The 17,547-nt window shown below is 32.7% G+C and carries 19 protein-coding genes; 11 read left to right on the top strand and 8 right to left on the bottom strand.

What is annotated here, in order from left to right:
* The first annotated feature begins 23 nt into the window (after positions 1-23).
* Both FA046_RS10045 and FA046_RS10040 read left to right on the top strand, forming a co-directional pair.
* A complete protein-coding gene (locus FA046_RS10045) occupies positions 24-1,004 on the top strand; it encodes a Hint domain-containing protein (RefSeq protein ID WP_136826275.1) in 981 nt (326 codons plus the stop codon).
* A 105-nt stretch (positions 1,005-1,109) separates the two neighbouring features.
* Positions 1,110-2,168, top strand: a complete 1,059-nt coding sequence (locus tag FA046_RS10040) for an endonuclease/exonuclease/phosphatase family protein (RefSeq protein WP_136826274.1) — start codon at positions 1,110-1,112, stop codon at positions 2,166-2,168.
* A gap of 18 nt (positions 2,169-2,186) precedes the next feature.
* Here the strand turns inward: FA046_RS10040 and FA046_RS10035 are convergent, their stop codons facing one another.
* Positions 2,187-2,915, bottom strand: a complete 729-nt coding sequence (locus FA046_RS10035) for a hypothetical protein (RefSeq protein ID WP_136826273.1) — start codon at positions 2,913-2,915, stop codon at positions 2,187-2,189.
* Positions 2,916-3,301: 386 nt separating this feature from the next.
* Between FA046_RS10035 and FA046_RS10030 the strand changes: the two genes are divergently transcribed.
* Genes FA046_RS10030 through FA046_RS10020 form a run of 3 tightly spaced genes read left to right on the top strand, consistent with a single transcriptional unit; the run spans position 3,302 to position 6,812 of the window.
* Positions 3,302-4,615 carry an aspartate kinase gene (locus FA046_RS10030; protein WP_136826272.1) on the top strand — a complete coding sequence of 438 codons (1,314 nt, stop codon included), beginning with the start codon at positions 3,302-3,304 and terminating at the stop codon, positions 4,613-4,615.
* Positions 4,616-4,627: 12 nt separating this feature from the next.
* Positions 4,628-5,827 (top strand): diaminopimelate decarboxylase, encoded by a 1,200-nt coding sequence (gene lysA, locus FA046_RS10025; RefSeq protein ID WP_169303355.1) that lies wholly within the window; start codon positions 4,628-4,630, stop codon positions 5,825-5,827.
* Positions 5,808-6,812 carry a glycosyltransferase gene (locus FA046_RS10020; protein ID WP_136826270.1) on the top strand — a complete coding sequence of 335 codons (1,005 nt, stop codon included), beginning with the start codon at positions 5,808-5,810 and terminating at the stop codon, positions 6,810-6,812. The genes lysA and FA046_RS10020 overlap by 20 nt, the downstream gene beginning before the upstream one ends.
* Here the strand turns inward: FA046_RS10020 and FA046_RS10015 are convergent.
* The 3 genes from FA046_RS10015 to FA046_RS10005 form a co-directional block, all read right to left on the bottom strand.
* Entirely contained in the window at positions 6,803-7,186 is a 384-nt protein-coding gene (locus tag FA046_RS10015) for an SRPBCC domain-containing protein (protein ID WP_136826269.1), read from the bottom strand. The genes FA046_RS10020 and FA046_RS10015 overlap by 10 nt on opposite strands.
* Positions 7,187-7,328: 142 nt before the next feature.
* A complete protein-coding gene (locus FA046_RS10010; RefSeq protein WP_136826268.1) occupies positions 7,329-7,547 on the bottom strand; it encodes a DUF3185 family protein in 219 nt (72 codons plus the stop codon).
* A gap of 47 nt (positions 7,548-7,594) precedes the next feature.
* Positions 7,595-8,800, bottom strand: a complete 1,206-nt coding sequence (locus tag FA046_RS10005) for an acyl-CoA dehydrogenase family protein (protein ID WP_169303348.1) — start codon at positions 8,798-8,800, stop codon at positions 7,595-7,597.
* Positions 8,801-9,024: 224 nt separating this feature from the next.
* Here FA046_RS10005 and folB point away from each other — a divergent pair, with 224 nt between their 5' ends.
* Both folB and FA046_RS09995 read left to right on the top strand, forming a co-directional pair.
* Positions 9,025-9,393, top strand: coding sequence for a dihydroneopterin aldolase (gene folB / locus FA046_RS10000; protein ID WP_136826267.1), 369 nt, complete (start codon positions 9,025-9,027; stop codon positions 9,391-9,393).
* 1 nt (position 9,394) lies between these two features.
* Complete coding sequence (locus tag FA046_RS09995; protein WP_136826266.1) at positions 9,395-10,792, top strand: FAD-binding oxidoreductase; 1,398 nt, start codon at positions 9,395-9,397, stop codon at positions 10,790-10,792.
* Here the strand turns inward: FA046_RS09995 and FA046_RS09990 are convergent.
* Genes FA046_RS09990 through FA046_RS09980 form a run of 3 tightly spaced genes read right to left on the bottom strand, consistent with a single transcriptional unit; the run spans position 10,789 to position 12,307 of the window.
* The gene (locus FA046_RS09990) at positions 10,789-11,493 is read right to left on the bottom strand and encodes a phosphatase PAP2 family protein (RefSeq protein WP_136826265.1); all 705 of its coding nucleotides are present in this window, start codon (positions 11,491-11,493) and stop codon (positions 10,789-10,791) included. The two genes, FA046_RS09995 and FA046_RS09990, sit on opposite strands and share 4 nt — an antisense overlap.
* Complete coding sequence (locus tag FA046_RS09985) at positions 11,490-11,879, bottom strand: acyl-CoA thioesterase (RefSeq protein WP_136826264.1); 390 nt, start codon at positions 11,877-11,879, stop codon at positions 11,490-11,492. The genes FA046_RS09990 and FA046_RS09985 overlap by 4 nt, the downstream gene beginning before the upstream one ends.
* Positions 11,876-12,307: an acyl-CoA thioesterase gene (locus tag FA046_RS09980; protein WP_136826263.1), complete on the bottom strand. Its 432-nt coding sequence runs from the start codon at positions 12,305-12,307 to the stop codon at positions 11,876-11,878. The genes FA046_RS09985 and FA046_RS09980 overlap by 4 nt, the downstream gene beginning before the upstream one ends.
* A 132-nt stretch (positions 12,308-12,439) precedes the next feature.
* On the opposite strand from FA046_RS09980, the gene FA046_RS09975 reads away from it, so the two are divergent.
* Positions 12,440-12,877 (top strand): Hsp20/alpha crystallin family protein, encoded by a 438-nt coding sequence (locus tag FA046_RS09975; protein WP_136826262.1) that lies wholly within the window; start codon positions 12,440-12,442, stop codon positions 12,875-12,877.
* Positions 12,878-12,974: 97 nt separating this feature from the next.
* Positions 12,975-14,282, top strand: a complete 1,308-nt coding sequence (locus FA046_RS09970) for a nicotinamide mononucleotide adenylyltransferase (protein ID WP_136826261.1) — start codon at positions 12,975-12,977, stop codon at positions 14,280-14,282.
* Here the strand turns inward: FA046_RS09970 and FA046_RS09965 are convergent, their stop codons facing one another.
* Complete coding sequence (locus FA046_RS09965; protein ID WP_136826260.1) at positions 14,283-14,777, bottom strand: YajQ family cyclic di-GMP-binding protein; 495 nt, start codon at positions 14,775-14,777, stop codon at positions 14,283-14,285.
* A gap of 72 nt (positions 14,778-14,849) precedes the next feature.
* Between FA046_RS09965 and FA046_RS09960 the strand changes: the two genes are divergently transcribed.
* Both FA046_RS09960 and ppk1 read left to right on the top strand, forming a co-directional pair.
* The gene (locus FA046_RS09960; protein ID WP_136826259.1) at positions 14,850-15,389 is read left to right on the top strand and encodes a hypothetical protein; all 540 of its coding nucleotides are present in this window, start codon (positions 14,850-14,852) and stop codon (positions 15,387-15,389) included.
* 105 nt (positions 15,390-15,494) lie between these two features.
* Positions 15,495-17,546: a polyphosphate kinase 1 gene (gene ppk1 / locus FA046_RS09955; protein ID WP_136826258.1), complete on the top strand. Its 2,052-nt coding sequence runs from the start codon at positions 15,495-15,497 to the stop codon at positions 17,544-17,546.
* Position 17,547 lies beyond the last annotated feature (1 nt).

Below are 17,547 nucleotides of genomic sequence, written 5' to 3'. Positions count from 1 at the left end.
TTGATTTAAATCATTCCCTTATTATGATACGTTTTTTTAGTCTGATTTTCATTGTATTTATCTCTTTTAGGGTTGCTGCTCAAATTGTTAATCCAAGACCTTTAACTATTGATGAATATCAAAAAGCCAAAACCTTTACCATAGCTAGTTTGGATAATGATACTTATGTGAAATTTGAAAATACTTATATATTAGATCGTTATGAAGGTAAAAAACCAGTTTTCATCACCGGAGATGATGGCAATAAAAAGCGAATAGACTTATATAAACTGGTTGCTAAAGAAGGGATGCAAGAATTGGGTTTGATGGTTTTTTATACCAATGAAAAGTCAAAAACTTATCAGGTATTAGTTCCCAATTTTACTGCTGATGGTAAAGTTTGGGAGAAATATTTTGAAGACATTCATGCGGTAGATAAGGTAGAGCAAAACTTTATTTTAAAACTTTCTTATGTGTTATCACGAGAGCTTTCTTTTCAGCAGTTTAAGAACATTAACGGAGGCAAAGAAATTAAAGATGAACATGCTACTTATGGAAATGATATCTGTTTTCCAGGAGACCAGTTAGTGAGCATGAAAAATGGCGAATCTAAGTTTTTGAAAGATATTAAAGCTGGAGATGAAGTAATTTCTGTTGATCCAAATACTCAGGAAGCTACTTTGGTAAAAGTTAAGGAATTAAAAATACATGAAGCAAAAAACTATGCGGTTACACAGCTGGTTTTAATTAAAGATAGGATAGAAGGCAATCAAATTTATTTACAAAGTAAGGTGGTAAAAGCTACGCCAAATCACCCTATGCTAACTCATTTAGGTCATAAAGAAATAGGAAAAATAACTTTAGGCGAAAAAGTTTTTTGTATTAACGATGCTACCCAAAAGCTAGAAGAATTTAAAGTATTGCTGCAAAAGGAATTTACAGAAGGTAGCCAAAAAGTTTATAATATTGAAGCCAATGCAGGTTCTACTTTATTATTAAATGGGGTAATGGTTAAGCAGAAGTAGCTATTTAGTGAATTTTCTTAACTTTTAAATGGCTTTAAAATCTACTAAGATTATATAATTCTTGGTTTTTAAATTCTACCTTGGTTAAATATCTTAAATTACTTTATGTTAATTGCACTTTCTATTCTCACTTATTTATGCATTCTTTTTGTTTTATTGCCAATAGTAAAAAGTGACTTCTGGATATTTAGATCTTTAGAATATTCGCGTTTTCAAAACTTTATTATCTGTGTAATTATAGTATTTCTTTGGATTATCTATTATGCTTTATTTAATGAAATTGACATTTTTGCTTTTTGTATAAATGCCTTATGTGTGGTTTATCTTACGGTCAAAATTATTCCCTATTCTATTTTCGGTATTAAAGAAATAAAACGAGTAAAGAAAAGAAATGCTAACAGAGAAATTAAAATATTGAGTGCAAATGTTTTGCAAGATAATACTGCTTACAATAAATTATTACAACAGATTTCAGTCAGTAATCCCGATATAGTTTTTCTTTTAGAAACTGATGAAAAATGGCAAAATGCAGTAAAAAGCTTAAAAGAAAATTATCCCCATAGCATCGAAGTTCCTAAAGAAAACACTTATGGAATGTTGTTTTACAGCAAGTTTAAATTAATTGATAAAGAAATTAATTATATCGTAAAACATGATATTCCTTCTGTTAGTTGTAAAGTGATATTACATGATGAAAGTATCATCCAAATATGGGGATTACACCCTGAGCCGCCTGTACCTGGTGAAAGTTTAACCTCAACGGCTAAAGATAAAGAATTGGCTATTATTGCATTAAAAGTGAAACAATGTAAATTACCCACGATTGTTATGGGCGATTTAAACGATGTGGCATGGAGTAATACTACTTCATTGTTAACCAAAACTAGTGGTTTGCTAGACGTTAGAAAGGGAAGAGGATTTTACAGTACTTTTTCTGCTCATCACTGGTATATTCGCTTTCCTTTAGACTATATTTTTTGTTCTGCCGATTTTGGTTTCATTAGCATGAAAAGATTGAAATATAATGGGTCAGATCATTTTCCAATTTACACCCATTTAATTTACGCTCCAAAATTGAAGAAAACTCAAAAAAAGGAAGCGCCAAATAAAGAAGTAATTACCGAAGCTAAGGAAACAGCTGGCCAAAGAATAAAAGTGGAGTAAATGAATTGTTTATGTGGATTATTTAGAAGTTAAAGCATTTTTCAAACGATAATCATCAATCACATTTAAAGCCATCTTTTTAATTTCTTTAGCTGTTTTTGAATCATTCATGGCTACGGCAAATTCAATTAACTCCATGCTTTTTTCTACAAAGCTGTTTTCATGGTAAGCTTTTAGATGCTCTTTCCCTACAGATATTTTTTCTCGCATTTTAATATTGAGTTCATAGCGTTCTTTTATTACACTAAATTCTCGAACTGGGTTTCCAATATATTCATTAATTATATCGTATGATTTAGCTTGAAATAATTTGTCTTTTACAAATAACCAGCAAAGTTTTGCAAATTTTGGTTGTGTGGCTTGTATGGTTTTAAAGAGTTCGATAGTTTTATCGCTTTCATCTAAAGTTCTGTTAATACCCGAAACGTCTTGAAATAAGCTTGTTGACTTTTCGCCATTTAGTAATCGTTTTGTTTTTTGATCTCTTATTTGTTTTAAAGAATCTAATGCAGGAGGGTATTGTTCACCTAGTTTCTTCCAGTCAGATAATGCAAAAGATAACCTAACTCCAGTCATTTCTTTCTCTTTTTCTAAAGCGTGATGATGAAACCATATACAACGCTCTAATGCTTCTCCATTTTTTCCCTCTTTAATCAATAGTCTAGTATCGGTTAAATATTTCTGCATATCCTGAGCATTTACGGATAGCGATAAAAAAGCTACAATTACAAATAGAATGTTTTTCATTTTAGGTTTTTTTGATGTTTTTGAAATTTAAGTTTAAAGATAGATTTAATTTTTTTTAAAATTTTACTACCCTATCCACTAATTAACATTAATTCTTAACTGTTCTAAATGTTAGCGTAAGCGCATCTCGAACTTACAAATGAGAAGGATTTGTAATCCACCTAAACGTTCTGTCAAATTATGATAAACACAATATCCTTTTGTAGATTAGGAAACTTTCCTAAATAAAACTTCAAACCTTACTTTTTTAGAATTAAAATCTGAAATAGGCAATAAATATTGCCATTTTCCAAATAAAATTTGTGTTCCATTCCTATAATCACAAGGTTTTTTCTATTTTTAGCCACTTTTAAAAAATTAATAAAAAAGGCAAATTCTAATCAAAAATGAAGGTTTTAAAATTTGGAGGTACCTCTGTAGGTAGTCCCGAGCGGATGAAAAAACTCCTTGATATTATCAACCCAACAGAAAGACAAATTGTTGTTTTATCTGCTGTTTCTGGTACTACAAACAGTTTAGTGGAAATTTCTCAGGCTTTTTTAGCTGGAGATAAACCCAAGGCCAACCTGTTAATTAAAGCCCTCAAAGATAAGTATGAACTTTTTATTCAGGAGTTATTTAACAAACCTGAGTTTTTAGAGCAAGGTAAAGAAGTAATAGATTACCACTTTGATTTATTGTTTGCTTTCTCTAATGATTTATTTACTGCAATAGAAGAAAAAGTCGTTTTAGCACAAGGAGAGCTACTTTCTACTACTTTATATCATGTTTACTTAAAAGAAATTGGGGTATCATCAGTTTTGTTACCTGCTTTAGAATTCATGAAAATTGATGAAGATAATGAGCCTATTGTAGATTACATTACCGATCATATTCAACCTTTGTTAGACGCTGCGCCTCAAAACAATTTGTTTATTACACAGGGTTTTATTTGCAGAAATTCTTTTGGGGAGATTGATAATTTACGTAGAGGAGGAAGTGATTATACGGCTTCTTTAATTGGTGCAGGAATCAGATCTGAAGAAGTTCAAATTTGGACAGATATTGACGGAATGCACAATAACGATCCTAGAATTGTAAAAGGAACCAAGCCCATTGCTAATTTATCTTTTGATGAGGCTGCGGAATTGGCTTATTTTGGAGCTAAAATTTTGCATCCACAATCTGTTTTTCCGGCTCAGAAATATAAAATCCCAGTAAGGTTGTTAAACACCATGGACCCAAAAGCACATGGAACTTTAATATCCAGCGAAAGCGAAAAAGGAAAAATTAAATCTATTGCTGCTAAAGATGGCATTACCGCTATTAAAATTCAAAGTAGCCGTATGTTGTTGGCTTATGGCTTTTTACGCCGAGTTTTTGAAGTTTTTGAACGTTACAAAACTCCAATTGATATGATTACCACTTCTGAAGTAGCCGTTTCTGTAACTATAGATGATACTAAATATTTAGGCGAAATTACCAGAGAATTAAGTGATTTTGGCATTGTAGAGGTAGATGTAAACCAATCTATTATTTGCGTAGTGGGTGATTTTGGGGCTAACACTCATGGTTTTGCTTCTAGGGTATTTGAATCCTTAAAGCATATTCCTTTAAGGATGATTTCTTATGGGGGTAGCAATTATAACGTTTCTCTTTTGGTAAAATCTGATGATAAAGTAGAAGCTTTAAGAAGTTTACATAATCGTTTATTTGAATAGTTGATGAGAAAGATGTTTAATTCTGCTATTGTAGAATCATTTAAAGCTAAAGAAACACCTTTTTATTATTATGATCTTTCTTTACTGAAAGAGACTTTAAATGAGTGTAAAACTGCGGCAGATCAATACCATTTTCACGTACATTTTGCTTTAAAATCTAACTTTAATGACAAGGTTTTAAATATCATTAAATCAAAAGGTTATGGTGCAGATTGTGTTTCGGGTGGCGAAATAAATAAAGCTATTGAAATTGGTTTTAAAAAAGAACAAATTGTATTTGCAGGCGTAGGGAAATCTGATGCCGAAATTAATTTCGCCTTAGATCAGGATATATTTTCTTTCAATGTAGAATCTATTCAGGAGTTAGAGGTGATTAATGAATTAGCCGCAGCAAAAGGAAAAATTGCTTCGGTAGCTATTAGAATTAACCCTAACGTTGATGCGCATACGCATCATTATATTACTACCGGTTTAGATGAGAATAAGTTTGGAATAAACACTTGGGATTTACCTGCAGTTTCTGAAACTTTAAAAGCTTGTAAAAACTTAAGCTTTTTAGGAATCCACTTTCATGTGGGTTCTCAAATAACCGATATGAATGTTTTTAAAAGCCTTTGCATTAAAGTAAATGAAATGCAATTATGGTTTGAAGAGCGTGGAATGCCTGTTAAAGTATTAAACGTAGGTGGTGGTTTAGGGGTTGATTATTATCATCCAGATGAAAACTCGATTCCAGATTTTGATAGTTATTTTAAAATATTTAACGATTTCTTGGAGGTTAAACCTCATCAAGAAGTTCATTTTGAATTAGGAAGAGCTTTAGTTGCACAATGCAGTAGCTTAATTTCTAAGGTTTTATACATCAAAAACGGAATCAAAAAAAACTTTGCCATTATTGATGCCGGTATGACTGAGTTAATGCGCCCAGCTTTATACCAAGCTTATCATAAAATAGAGAACCTGAGTAAGGCTGAAGGCTTAGGATTGACGGTAGAAGGTAGCTTAAACCATACACCTCACACCTCAAACCTCTTTTATGACGTGGTTGGCCCAATTTGCGAGTCTTCTGATTGTTTTGGAAAAGAAGTGAATTTACCAGAAACTAAAAGGGGAGATTTAATAGCTTTGAGAACAGCAGGTGCTTATGGAGAAGTAATGGCTTCGGCTTATAATTTAAGGTCGGCTATCAGACATGTTTATTCAGAAGGATAAAAAACTACATATTTTAATTGTTTACAATGCCAAAATACCCGCTTTACTCTACGGAGGAATTCAGCGGGTAATTTGGGATTTAGGTAAATCATTAGTTAATAAGGGTTTTAAGGTTTCTTTTTTAGTAAAAGAAGGCTCTTACTGTGATTTTGCGGAGGTGCTTTTTTATGATCCAAAAAAAGACTTTAATAGCCAAATTCCTGATGATGTTGATTTCGTCCATTTTTCTACAGATCCATTAGAAGAAATAAAAAAACCTTTTTTGGTTACCGAGCATGGCAACCCTTCATTTGGTGAAAAATTAAATATTCAAACTGTATTTGTAAGTAAAAACCATGCAGAAAGATATGGTTCTAAAGCTTTTGTTTACAATGGTTTAGATTGGGATAATTATCCAAAAACAGATTTAAACCAAGCAAAAAAAGGATTTCATTTTTTAGCTAATGCCGCTTGGAAAGTGAAAAATGTAAAAGGAGCAATCGCTATCACTAAAAAAGCTAAAGAAAAGTTAACTGTTTTAGGAGGAGATAGATTCAACTTTAAAATGGGTTGGAGATTTACTTTTGACACTCATGTGCGCTTTAAAGGAATGGTGAATGATATAGAAAAAGCAAAATATATTTCTAAATCTAAAGGATTAATTTTCCCAGTGCTTTGGCATGAACCATTTGGTTTAGCTATTATAGAAAGTTTATATTTTGGCTGCCCTGTTTTTGCAACTCCTTATGGCTCTTTAAAAGAAATAATTACCGCCGATTTTGGCTTTCTATCTGCCTCTGAAGATGAATTAGCAAATGCTATTAAAAATGCATCGTCATTTGACGCGGCTAAATGCCGTGAATATGCTTTAGATACATTCTCGGCAAATGAAATGTGCAATCAATACCTAAAACTTTATGAAAAGGTATTAAACGGAGAAAAATTGAATGATAGTTTGCCTACACTTCAACAAGAGAAAAAAGCTAAATATTTACCTTATTCCTGAAAAAACTCTACCAATTCTCCAAAATAGCTAGTATTCCAACCATCGGTAAATTCATCATAAACTTCATCGGGGATATTAGTGTGCAATAACTCTATAGAAGTTCCTTTTTTATTATTTTCATGAATTTTTATAGTCACAATAGATTCTTCATCCTGACCATCAAAATACCACTGTTGTATTATCTTTTTGTTTTCTTCAAACTCTAAATTTTTTCCAGTAATATCTCCATCAAATAAAGAAAACTCCGAACCAGGTTCAGTACTCATTTCTGCTTCTGCACCAGTAAATAATTTCACACTTAATGGGTTGGTTAAAGCCAAATAAACTTCTTCTGGTGGAGCTGGAATGGTATAATATTTTTTAAAATCTTTCATGTTTGGGAGTCCGCAGTCCGCAGACTAAAGTCGACAGGCTAAGTGATTAAATAAAAAAAAACATCCCAAATTGTAAGTTTGGAATGCTCAAAATTAACATAAGATTTTATTCTAAGGAGAACTAAATTTTTGTTCCTTAAAATTAATTGGAGTTTTTCTTGCCGGTTAAAATAAGTACCACTCCAACTACTAAAACTGCTCCACCTACAAAAGGAGGCCAGTTTACACTTTCTTGTTTATCAGCCGAAACCTGAATAGGGCCTGCATCAATTACTTTTACTTTTCTGGTGTAAGAAAAGCCTCCCCAAATTAACATTGCAATTCCTACAACTGTTAAAATAATTCCTAGCGTTTTGTTCATGATATAAGGTTTAATTTTTTAAACTGAAACAAACATTATACCACTTACTAGGTAAAAGCATTCTCCCCGGTAATATCTAAACCGGTAATTAATAAATGAATATCATGTGTACCTTCATAAGTCACCACCGATTCTAAATTCATCATGTGGCGCATAATTGGGTATTCGCCAGTAATTCCCATTCCGCCTAACATTTGTCTGGCTTCTCTGGCAACATTTAAAGCGGTTTCTACCGAGTTTCTTTTACCCATAGATATTTGTGCCGGAGTAGCTCTGTTTTCATTTTTAAGCATTCCTAATCTCCACACCAATAACTGCCCTTTGGTAATTTCGGTAATCATTTCGGCTAGTTTCTTTTGTTGTAACTGAAACTTAGCAATTGGTTTTCCAAATTGCTCTCTTTGTTTGGTATAACGTAAAGCAGTATCATAACAATCCATCGCAGCACCTAAAGCTCCCCAAGCAATGCCAAAACGAGCTTGATTTAAGCAACTCAACGGACCTTTTAATCCTTTTACATTAGGTAAAATATTTTCTTTAGGGATCTCTACATTATCAAAAACTAATTCGCCAGTAGCCGATGCTCTTAACGACCATTTATTATGAGTTTCTGGCGTAGAAAAACCTTTCATCCCACGTTCTACAATCACGCCTCTTACAATTCCTTCTTCATCTTTAGCCCATACTACGGCAATATCAGCAAACGGAGAGTTAGATATCCACATTTTGGCTCCGTTTAAAATATAATGAGTCCCTGCATCTTTAATGTTGGTGGTCATGCCGCCTGGGTCAGATCCATGATCGGGTTCGGTTAAACCAAAACAACCCATCAATTCTCCGGTAGCTAATTTTGGAAGGTATTTTTTACGTTGCTCTTCAGATCCAAAAGCATAAATAGGATACATTACCAAAGAACCTTGAACAGAAGCGGTAGAACGAATACCCGAATCGCCTCTTTCAATTTCTTGCATAATAATACCGTAAGAAATATAATCTAATCCCGCACCTCCATATTCTACCGGAATGGTTGGTCCAAATGCACCTATTTCTCCCAAGCCTTTAATTAAATGTTTAGGAAATTGAGCTTTCTGAGCGTAATCGTCTATAATTGGGCTCACTTCTTTTTTAACCCATTCTCTTACCGTACTCCTTATTAATTTATGCTCTTCGGTTAATAATTCGTCTAGTAAATAATAATCTGGATGTTCGTATAAATCTTTCTTGGCAGATTTATGGATAGCTTCTTCTAGCATAACAATTGGTTTGTTTCAAATCTAATAAATCAATTTTAATTTTTTGTAATGGGGGCGTTTAAACACGCTTTCCGCTTTATCTTCATCCCCGAAAAGGGGATAAAGGATGCCGCTTCAATCGTTAACGCTCTCTGCTATTAACAAAGGATTGCATTCAAAACAAAAAAATCAGGTTAAATTGGTATAATTTTGAATTATTTGGATTTACTTTCATCTTTGAGGCAATGAGTAAGATCACGAGAAGAATTGGTTTAGAAGGAGTGAAGTTTAACGCAGCTGTAGGTTACTATGCTGAGGAACGTATTTTTAAAAACAACTTTTTGGTAGATGTGCAAGTGGCTTTTGAACAAGCAGAAGGTTCAAATACCGAAGATTTAAGTACAACCGTTAATTATGCCCTTTTATATGATATTTGTGCCAAAGCTTTTGAAAATGAGGCTTTATTGATAGAAACCCTAGCTCAAACTATTTTAGAAAATATAAAAAGTGATTTTACTTTTGTGGATGAAATTATGGTGCGCATTAAAAAGTTAAATCCACCGCTTAAAGCCCAAATTCAATATTCTTTTATCGAGTTAAACTATAAAAAATAACATGCCATTTACGCCCGTAAGTCAACATATCATTCTTGAATTAACTGCTTTAGTAGGCAAAGATGCTGTTTTTACTGATGAAGAAAACCTTTTAAAATACAGTAAAGACGAAACTGAAGATTTAAGTTTTTTTCCAGAAGTGGTACTTAAACCTAAAACTACCGAAGAAATCTCTGCTGTTTTAAAATACTGTAATGAGCATCATATTGCGGTTACCCCAAGAGGCGGGGGAACTGGTTTAAGTGGTGGCGCTTTACCTGTACATGGAGGCGTAGTTTTATCCCTAGAAAAACTGAATAAAATTATTGAAATAGACGAAAGAAACCTTCAAGCAACAGTAGAGCCCGGCGTAATAACCGAAGTATTTATGAATGCCGTTGCAGATAAAGGTTTACTTTACCCGGTAGATCCATCTAGTAAAGGTTCTTGTTTTATTGGTGGAAACATGGCTCACGGTAGTGGCGGCCCCAGAGTAGTAAAATACGGAACCATACGAGAGTATGTTTTAAACTTTGAAATGGTTTTAGCCAATGGCGAAATTATTTGGACGGGAGCTAATACATTAAAATACGCATCTGGATATAATTTAACGCAGTTAATGATTGGTTCTGAAGGTACTTTAGGGATCATTACCAAAATTGTTTTAAAATTAATTCCACAGCCTTTGCATAACATATTATTGCTAGGGTCATTTCCTACTAATGAAATAGCTTGCGAAGCTGTATCGGCAATTTTTAGAGCTGGCATTACCCCATCGGCTTTGGAGTTTATGGAGAGAAAAGGAGTGGAGTGGGTGGTAGAAAATGATGGAATTAATTTTAATTTGAATCCGCAAGCTCAAGCATTTTTAATGATAGAGGTTGATGGCGCCAATATGGATATGCTTTTTAATGATTGTGAAATTATTAATGGAGTTTTAGAACAATACCAATGTTTAGAGGTTTTATTTGCCGATACCGCTACACAAAAAGAAGAGCTATGGAAAATGCGACGAACCATGGCGGTTTCTGTAAAATCTAATTCGGTTTATAAAGAAGAAGATACCGTAGTTCCCCGAGCCGAATTACCTAAACTGATTAACGGAATTAAAGAAATTGGTTTCAGATACGGTTTTGATTCTGTTTGTTATGGCCATGCTGGCGATGGCAATTTACATGTGAACATCATTAAAGGAAACATGAGCGACTACGATTGGACGCATAAGCTTAAAGATGGCATTAAAGAAATATTTGAATTAACTGTAAAATTAGGAGGTACAATTTCTGGCGAACATGGCATTGGCTTGGTTCAAAAAGAATACATGCCTATTAAATACTCTGAAATTCATTTAAACTTAATGCGAGGAATTAAGCAAGTTTTTGATCCAAACGGAATTTTAAATCCCGATAAGATATTTTAAAACCTACCAGAAATAGAAAACCCATTTTGTCCTAATACTTTAGCAGGAGAGAAATTTAAAATGAATTTTTCTGGTTTAATACTCATTCTTGGGTGGTAAATGCTGTAAGCTAACTTTGTACTTAATATCCCAATTCCTGCACCTACAATAACATCCGACAGGTAATGTTTGTTATTCAGTAAACGATAAATGCCTACGCTGGCAGCTATTGGATAAGCCGCATAACTTAAAACCGGAGCACTGTTTTTTAATCCTTGATGAAATAACTCGGCACCGGTAAATGCTGTTGCCGTATGGCCAGATGGAAAAGAATTATCGCCTGATGCATCTGGTCTGGTTTCATGTATTGTTTTTTTAAGGATATTAACCGTTATGGCCATGGTTGCATAACTAATAGCGGTAACTATTGCCCTAGATTTAAAGTTTTGATGAGGTAAATATCCATTCAATAAAAAAGCACCAGCAGGAATGTATTGGGCTACATTATCTAATTGCGATTTAAAAAACGGAAAATCTTCTCTTAAATCAACTTGTAATTCTTTGCTTTCATGCCCAACTTGTGTAAAACCAACAATCATAAATGCTGCTGGCAGGGCGGCTTTTTTCCAAGTAAGTTTATAGCGTGTAGAATCTTTTTGCTGTGCAAAAGTTAATGAAATGAAGGAAACTAAAATAAGGATACTTAAAATTAATTTCCTCATATAGCTAAAGCATCAATTACTTTTTGTGGAGGAACAATAGGTTTTCCGTTAGCTGTAAAAACGGCTATTACTTTAGCTTTTAAAACCAATTCGTTGTTGTTTTTAAAAATGCTTTGGTTAAAAATAAACTTCAGATTTCCTTCTCTTTCTACCAATAAGGTAATAGAAAACAGATCGCCACTTTTTAAAGATTTTTTATAATCAATTTCTATCCTATACACCACAGGGTCTATACCTTCGTGATGCAACTGCGCAAAATCTAAACCCACAGATTGTAAGAATTTATGCCTGGCGTGTTCTAAATAATTTTGATAAACTGCATTATTTACAATTCCTTGCAGATCGCATTCATAATCTCTCACTTCAAAATTTAAACTAAAACTCATAAGCCTTCAAAATTTATCATGGCTAGTTTTTCCCTTTCGGGGATGGGAGCTGATTGGTTACTTCTATAATCAAAACAAACCTGAATGGTTTTGCCCTTGGCTTTAATTACAGTATCATCATTATTTTGGGTGACTAATAAATAGTCTAAATCCCAACTGCTGTTGCCAATTCTGCTGGTTTTAACGTAAGCAAATAGTTCATCAGCAAGTACAATAGGTTTTAAAAATTCAACTTCCGCTTTAGCCAGTATTATCCCCATTTCATTCCAATCCCACTTTATAATTTCGTTCCAGTAATTAGAGCGGGCTTGTTCAAAATAGGTGAGGAAGATAGCATTGTTTGCATGTCCAAATAAATCCATATCAGAAAACCTGATGGGAATGGGTGTTTTGTATTTAAAGTCGTTTAGACTGGTGTTTTTATTCATTTCGGTAATTATGTCGCTTTATCTTGTCTTAAACAGACAAAAAGTCTGTAATAATAAGGTTTTTAGGCATTGGTATAAGAGTTGAAAAAGTCTAAATATCTAACAATATTATAAAATAAGGAGGATATAAAAATGACTTTAGTAAAATTTAACGACGGTAAAAAATTAAACCACTACTCAACTTTTAACCATTTGTTTGATTCGTTTTTAAAAGATGAATTTATTAACGAAAGACCAATGCTTAAAGTGCCAGCAGTAAACATATCAGAATCAGAAAATCATTTTCATATTGAATTAGCTGCACCAGGTTTAAAAAAAGAAGATTTTAAAATTTCTATTGATAAAGACGTGTTAAAGGTTTCATCTGAAGGTAAAAAAGAAGAAAACAAAGCGCAGCAAAAAATAAATAGAAAGGAGTTTAGCTATGATTCATTTACAAGATCTTTTAATTTACCAGATTTAATAGATCACTCAAATATTGAGGCTACTTATGATGCAGGTATTCTTAAAATAGACATTGCTAAAAAAGAAGAAGCTAAAATTCAAACCAGAGAAATTTCAATAAAGTAAAATTTTGTGTGGTGGTTTAGGTGAGTCAATCCCGACTATTTATAGTTGGGATTGCTTTTTTTAGATAGATTCTTCAATATTTTCTACATTTGTAACTATGATCTTAGAAGTATTAGATACCCGCCGTAAAGCTTTAAAAATAAATTTAGACGAGAACATTTATGGAACCTTTGCCGAAATAGGTGCAGGGCAAGAAGTGGCTCGTAATTTTTTTACTGCTGGTGCTGCATCTGGTACAATTGCTAAAACCATGTCGGCTTATGACATGACTTTTAGTAATGAAATTTATGGTTTAGAAGAATCGGGCAGGTATGTTTCTAAATCTAGGTTAGAGAAAATGCTTGATCATGAATTTCAATTACTTGGTGATAGATTATTAGGCGATAAATATAAAACGCGTACATTCTTTTCCTTTGCTGATACCGTAACTACCTTAAATTATAATAAATCTAATGATCCGCATGGTTGGTTGGGTATCAAATTCCAGTTAGAACCTTTTGGCCCTGCTAATGAAATTATTTTCCACGTAAGGTTGTTAGATAGTGATGCATCATTACAGCAAAATGTATTGGGTATTTTAGGGGTAAATTTGGTTTACGCCGCTTTTAATTATTATGCCGAGCCGCAAAGAATGATAGAATCTTTGGCTGATAACTTAAGTACAGGTTCTGTAGAAATAGATTTAATAAGTGTTAAAGGCCCAGCTTTTGAAAACTTAGATGAAGTTTTGGTAAATCTTTTTTTGATAGAAAAAGGTTTCTCTAGTGCCGCAGTTTTTATTCCAAAAGTGGGAGTAATGCAGGCCAAAGATTTAATGTATAAGCAACATGTAATGATTTTAAGAACGCGGTTTAACCAAAAATCTAAACCAGATTTTGATTTTTTTAACCATGCCGTAGTTCAATATAAAGCTTATATGGAAATTGGTGATGTAGAATTATTAACCATGGCTGAGCTTACGCTGAATAACATGATGGAAAAAATTCAGGTAGAGGATGGTGATCTGTTAAACAGGGTAGCAAAAAGAGCTAACGAAATTATGGAAATGGGACATGCCGTTATCATTTCTAATTTTAACCGCCATAATAAACTGGCTAAATATTTGGCCAAATGCAAGCCTAAAAGTGTGGGCATTACTACCAGCATTTCTAACTTAAAACACATTTTCTCTTCAGAGAATTACGGAGAAAACTACACCAATCAATTACTGGCTTACATTAGTGATTTATTTAGTGGCAACGTAAAGTTGTTAACTTATCCTTATAGAGATATCAAAAATAAAACCATCGTCACTACCAAAAATTTAGATGTATCGGCATCAGCCAAACCTTTGTTTGATTTCTTAATTCAAAATAAGTATATTATTGATATAGAAGATATTAAGGAGCCAGAAGACGAGGGGTAATTAGTTTCTCATATTAATATATTGCAAAGGTTGCCCAAAATCGTCGGTACGGCAAAGCTGAATAGTAGCTTGCAAATCGTCAATCTTTTTAGCGGTTACCCTTACTTGATCTTCCATAATAGCAGCTTGCACTTTTAAGCCCGAATCTTTAATTTTCTTCACGATTTTTTTTGCGGCTTCTTTATCAATTCCTTCTTTTACAATCACGTCTTTTTTAATCATGTTGCCAGTAACACTTATAAAAGGTTTTTCAAAATCAAGTGCTTTAGGATCTATGCTTTGTTTTACAAATCTAGAGATGATGGCATCTGTAATTGCTTTTAACCTCATATCATCTTCGGTAATAATGGTGATGGTGTTGGTTTTCTTATCTAACTCCACCGTACTTTTAGAAGTATTAAAATCATAACGATTTAAAATTTCTTTTTTTGCATTATTAATTGCGTTGTCTAAGGTTTGAGCATCAATTTTGCTTACAATATCGAAAGAAGGCATAATTTGAATTTTATTTGATTTTAGAAAAATTAAAGATAGATTTAAAAGAATTAATTATTTAACGAAATAACTATGAAATCTCCAAAGTCTAAAATTATAAAAAAAGAGCTTCAAAAAAAGGCTAAAGCCAGTATTGAGGTTGATCTTGGTAAAAAAATAAAAGAATTTGTAAAAAGTTTAGGTCATGATGCTGATGAAATTGGCGACGAGATTAAAAAAGCGAGTAAAATTTTAGCTAAAAAACTAGCTTCAAAAATTAAAAACGTTAAAAAAACAATTAATACTAAGCTAAATAATGCTGCTGAAGATGTCGCAAAACTTAAAAAAGTGACTAAAAAAGACATCAGTAAAGCAAAAAAAGAAGTTAAAAAAGTTGTAAAGCAAGTAGAAAAAAAAGCCGAAGGAATTAAAACCAAGGCGAAAAAAGAAATTGAACCCGTAGTAAAGCAGGTTACTTCTATAAAATCTGTAAGTCCAAAATTAAAATCACCGGTAACACCAGAAGCAGCTCCAACACCAACTGTTGCGGTTAAGAAAAAAGCTGTTGCTGTAAAAGCAAAAACTCCTGCAAAACCAGTTACCAAAAAAAGCACTCCAAAAAAGGTAAACTAAGGCATATTAAGAACTCCTTATTTAACTTTAATTTAATATTTATTTAACAAAATAATTTGCAGTTTTGAGTCCCGAAATGCTATTTCGGGATTTCTTTTTATATCAATGATTGAATCTAAAATACCCTTAATTAACAGAGAAATAAGCTGGTTATCTTTTAACGACAGAGTGTTACAAGAAGCGGCAGACAAATCTGTACCATTGATAGAAAGAATACGTTTTTTAGCTATTTTTTCTTCTAACCTTGATGAATTTTACCGAGTAAGAGTAGCCACCATTAATAGGTTGGTTAACTTGGTAAGTAAAGTAAAAGAAGAACTAGGTTATAACCCTAAAAAGATTTTAAATCAAATAAAAAACATTGTTGTAAGGCAAGAAAAAAGATTTAATGCGCTTTATGAAGATATTATCAAAGAACTGGCTGATAATAAAATATTTATTTTAAATGAACATCAACTTAACGTAAGCCGAGGGCAGTTTGTAAAGAAATATTTTAGAGAGAAAATTTTATCAACCATAGTGCCCATCATTATTGATGATAAGCAACCTTTTCCAGAGTTAAGAGACCGGGTAATTTATTTTTTGGTGAAATTAACTAGTCACCAAAAGAAAAATAAAGTAAAATATGCTTTAATAGAAATTCCCGAAAGCTTAGATCGTTTTTTGGTACTTCCAGAAACCAATAACTTAAAGTTTATTATCCTTTTAGATGATATCATCCGCTACAGCTTAGACGAAATTTTCTTTGTTTTTGAATATGATGAAATTGTTGCTTACTCTATCCAAGTTACCAGAGATGCGGAGTTAGACCTAGATAAAAATGTGAGTGAGCGTTTTATTGAGGCTTTATCTAAGAGTTTACAAAAAAGAAAAAAAGGTAAACCCATGCGCTTATTGTATGATACCGCCATGCCTTTAGATATGTTAACTACGGTGGTTTCTAAATTAGAACTGCATTCAGAAAGTTTAATACCGGGTAATAAATACCATAACTTTAAAGATTTTATTGGTTTTCCTAATGTAGGAGAAGACTATCTGGAGTATAAGAAAATCACTCCTTTATTAGTGAAAGACCTTAGCATTTATAAAGGAATGTTTGAGATGATTAAGAAGCGAGATTATATGGTGAATTTGCCTTATCAAACTTTTGATTATATCATCCATTTTTTAAGAGAAGCAGCCATAGACCCTCGGGTAACCAGTATACACATTACTTTATATCGCTTGGCGCAAAACTCCCGAATTGTAAACGCCTTAATTAATGCCGCCCGAAACGGCAAAAAAGTAATTTGTTTGGTAGAGCTAAAAGCCCGTTTTGATGAGCAAAACAACATTAACTGGACAAACAGATTAGAAGAAGAAGGCATTAAAGTAAATTACGGCATTACAGGTTATAAAGTGCATACCAAAATTTGTATGGTTACCCGCTTAGAGAAAGATAAAAACGTTTATTACGCCAATTTGTCAACCGGTAATTACAATGAAAAAACAGCTACTATTTATTGTGATCATAGCTTATTTACTGCCGATACCAGAATTACCACCGAGCTAAATAAACTGTTTGTAAACATAGAAAAGAAAAGTATTTCTAAAGGTTATGAGCATTTAATTGTTTCTCCTTTAGAAACTCGTAAAAAGCTTTTTTTCTTTATCGATAGAGAAATTAAACATGCTAAAGCGGGTAAAAAGGCTTATATCATTTTAAAGATGAATTCTTTAGCTGATGAACAAACCATTAAAAAGTTATATGATGCCAGTAATGCTGGTGTAATTATTAAGTTAATTATTAGAGGAATGTGTTGCCTAGTATCAGGTAAACCAGGCTTTAGCGAAAACATAGAAGTGATTTCTATCATCGATAAATTTTTAGAACACGCCCGTATATGGATTTTTGCCAATCAGGATAAAGAAGAAGTTTATTTGCTCTCTGCCGATTTGATGACTCGTAATTTAGACCATAGGGTAGAAGTAGGTTTTCCAATCTATGATCCTGAAATCCGTCAGGAGATTAGAGATATGATTGATATTCAACTGATGGATAATACCAAGTCAAGGGAAATAAACGGCAATAACAATAATAAATATCGCAAAACTAAAATTAAGATTCCTTACCGTACACAAATAGATACTTACAACTATCTAAAAAACAAAAACTAAA

Origin of the sequence: Pedobacter cryophilus, from assembly GCF_005116455.1 — a bacterium.
In the GTDB taxonomy this organism is placed as follows: Bacteria; Bacteroidota; Bacteroidia; order Sphingobacteriales; family Sphingobacteriaceae; genus Pseudopedobacter; species Pseudopedobacter cryophilum.
Note: the sequence above shows the minus strand (reverse complement) of the source record. Positions and strands in the feature narration are given on the sequence as shown.

Bases quoted from the DNA above. Each gene is read 5' to 3' on its own strand.
- FA046_RS10045 (WP_136826275.1), top strand. From the start codon at position 24: ATGATACGTTTTTTTAGTCTGATTTTCATTGTATTTATCTCTTTTAGG.
- FA046_RS10040 (WP_136826274.1), top strand. From the start codon at position 1,110: ATGTTAATTGCACTTTCTATTCTCACTTATTTATGCATTCTTTTTGTT.
- FA046_RS10035 (WP_136826273.1), bottom strand. From the start codon at position 2,915: ATGAAAAACATTCTATTTGTAATTGTAGCTTTTTTATCGCTATCCGTA.
- FA046_RS10030 (WP_136826272.1), top strand. From the start codon at position 3,302: ATGAAGGTTTTAAAATTTGGAGGTACCTCTGTAGGTAGTCCCGAGCGG.
- lysA (WP_169303355.1), top strand. From the start codon at position 4,628: ATGTTTAATTCTGCTATTGTAGAATCATTTAAAGCTAAAGAAACACCT.
- FA046_RS10020 (WP_136826270.1), top strand. From the start codon at position 5,808: ATGTTTATTCAGAAGGATAAAAAACTACATATTTTAATTGTTTACAAT.
- FA046_RS10015 (WP_136826269.1), bottom strand. From the start codon at position 7,186: ATGAAAGATTTTAAAAAATATTATACCATTCCAGCTCCACCAGAAGAA.
- FA046_RS10010 (WP_136826268.1), bottom strand. From the start codon at position 7,547: ATGAACAAAACGCTAGGAATTATTTTAACAGTTGTAGGAATTGCAATG.
- FA046_RS10005 (WP_169303348.1), bottom strand. From the start codon at position 8,800: ATGCTAGAAGAAGCTATCCATAAATCTGCCAAGAAAGATTTATACGAA.
- folB (WP_136826267.1), top strand. From the start codon at position 9,025: ATGAGTAAGATCACGAGAAGAATTGGTTTAGAAGGAGTGAAGTTTAAC.
- FA046_RS09995 (WP_136826266.1), top strand. From the start codon at position 9,395: ATGCCATTTACGCCCGTAAGTCAACATATCATTCTTGAATTAACTGCT.
- FA046_RS09990 (WP_136826265.1), bottom strand. From the start codon at position 11,493: ATGAGGAAATTAATTTTAAGTATCCTTATTTTAGTTTCCTTCATTTCA.
- FA046_RS09985 (WP_136826264.1), bottom strand. From the start codon at position 11,879: ATGAGTTTTAGTTTAAATTTTGAAGTGAGAGATTATGAATGCGATCTG.
- FA046_RS09980 (WP_136826263.1), bottom strand. From the start codon at position 12,307: ATGAATAAAAACACCAGTCTAAACGACTTTAAATACAAAACACCCATT.
- FA046_RS09975 (WP_136826262.1), top strand. From the start codon at position 12,440: ATGACTTTAGTAAAATTTAACGACGGTAAAAAATTAAACCACTACTCA.
- FA046_RS09970 (WP_136826261.1), top strand. From the start codon at position 12,975: ATGATCTTAGAAGTATTAGATACCCGCCGTAAAGCTTTAAAAATAAAT.
- FA046_RS09965 (WP_136826260.1), bottom strand. From the start codon at position 14,777: ATGCCTTCTTTCGATATTGTAAGCAAAATTGATGCTCAAACCTTAGAC.
- FA046_RS09960 (WP_136826259.1), top strand. From the start codon at position 14,850: ATGAAATCTCCAAAGTCTAAAATTATAAAAAAAGAGCTTCAAAAAAAG.
- ppk1 (WP_136826258.1), top strand. From the start codon at position 15,495: ATGATTGAATCTAAAATACCCTTAATTAACAGAGAAATAAGCTGGTTA.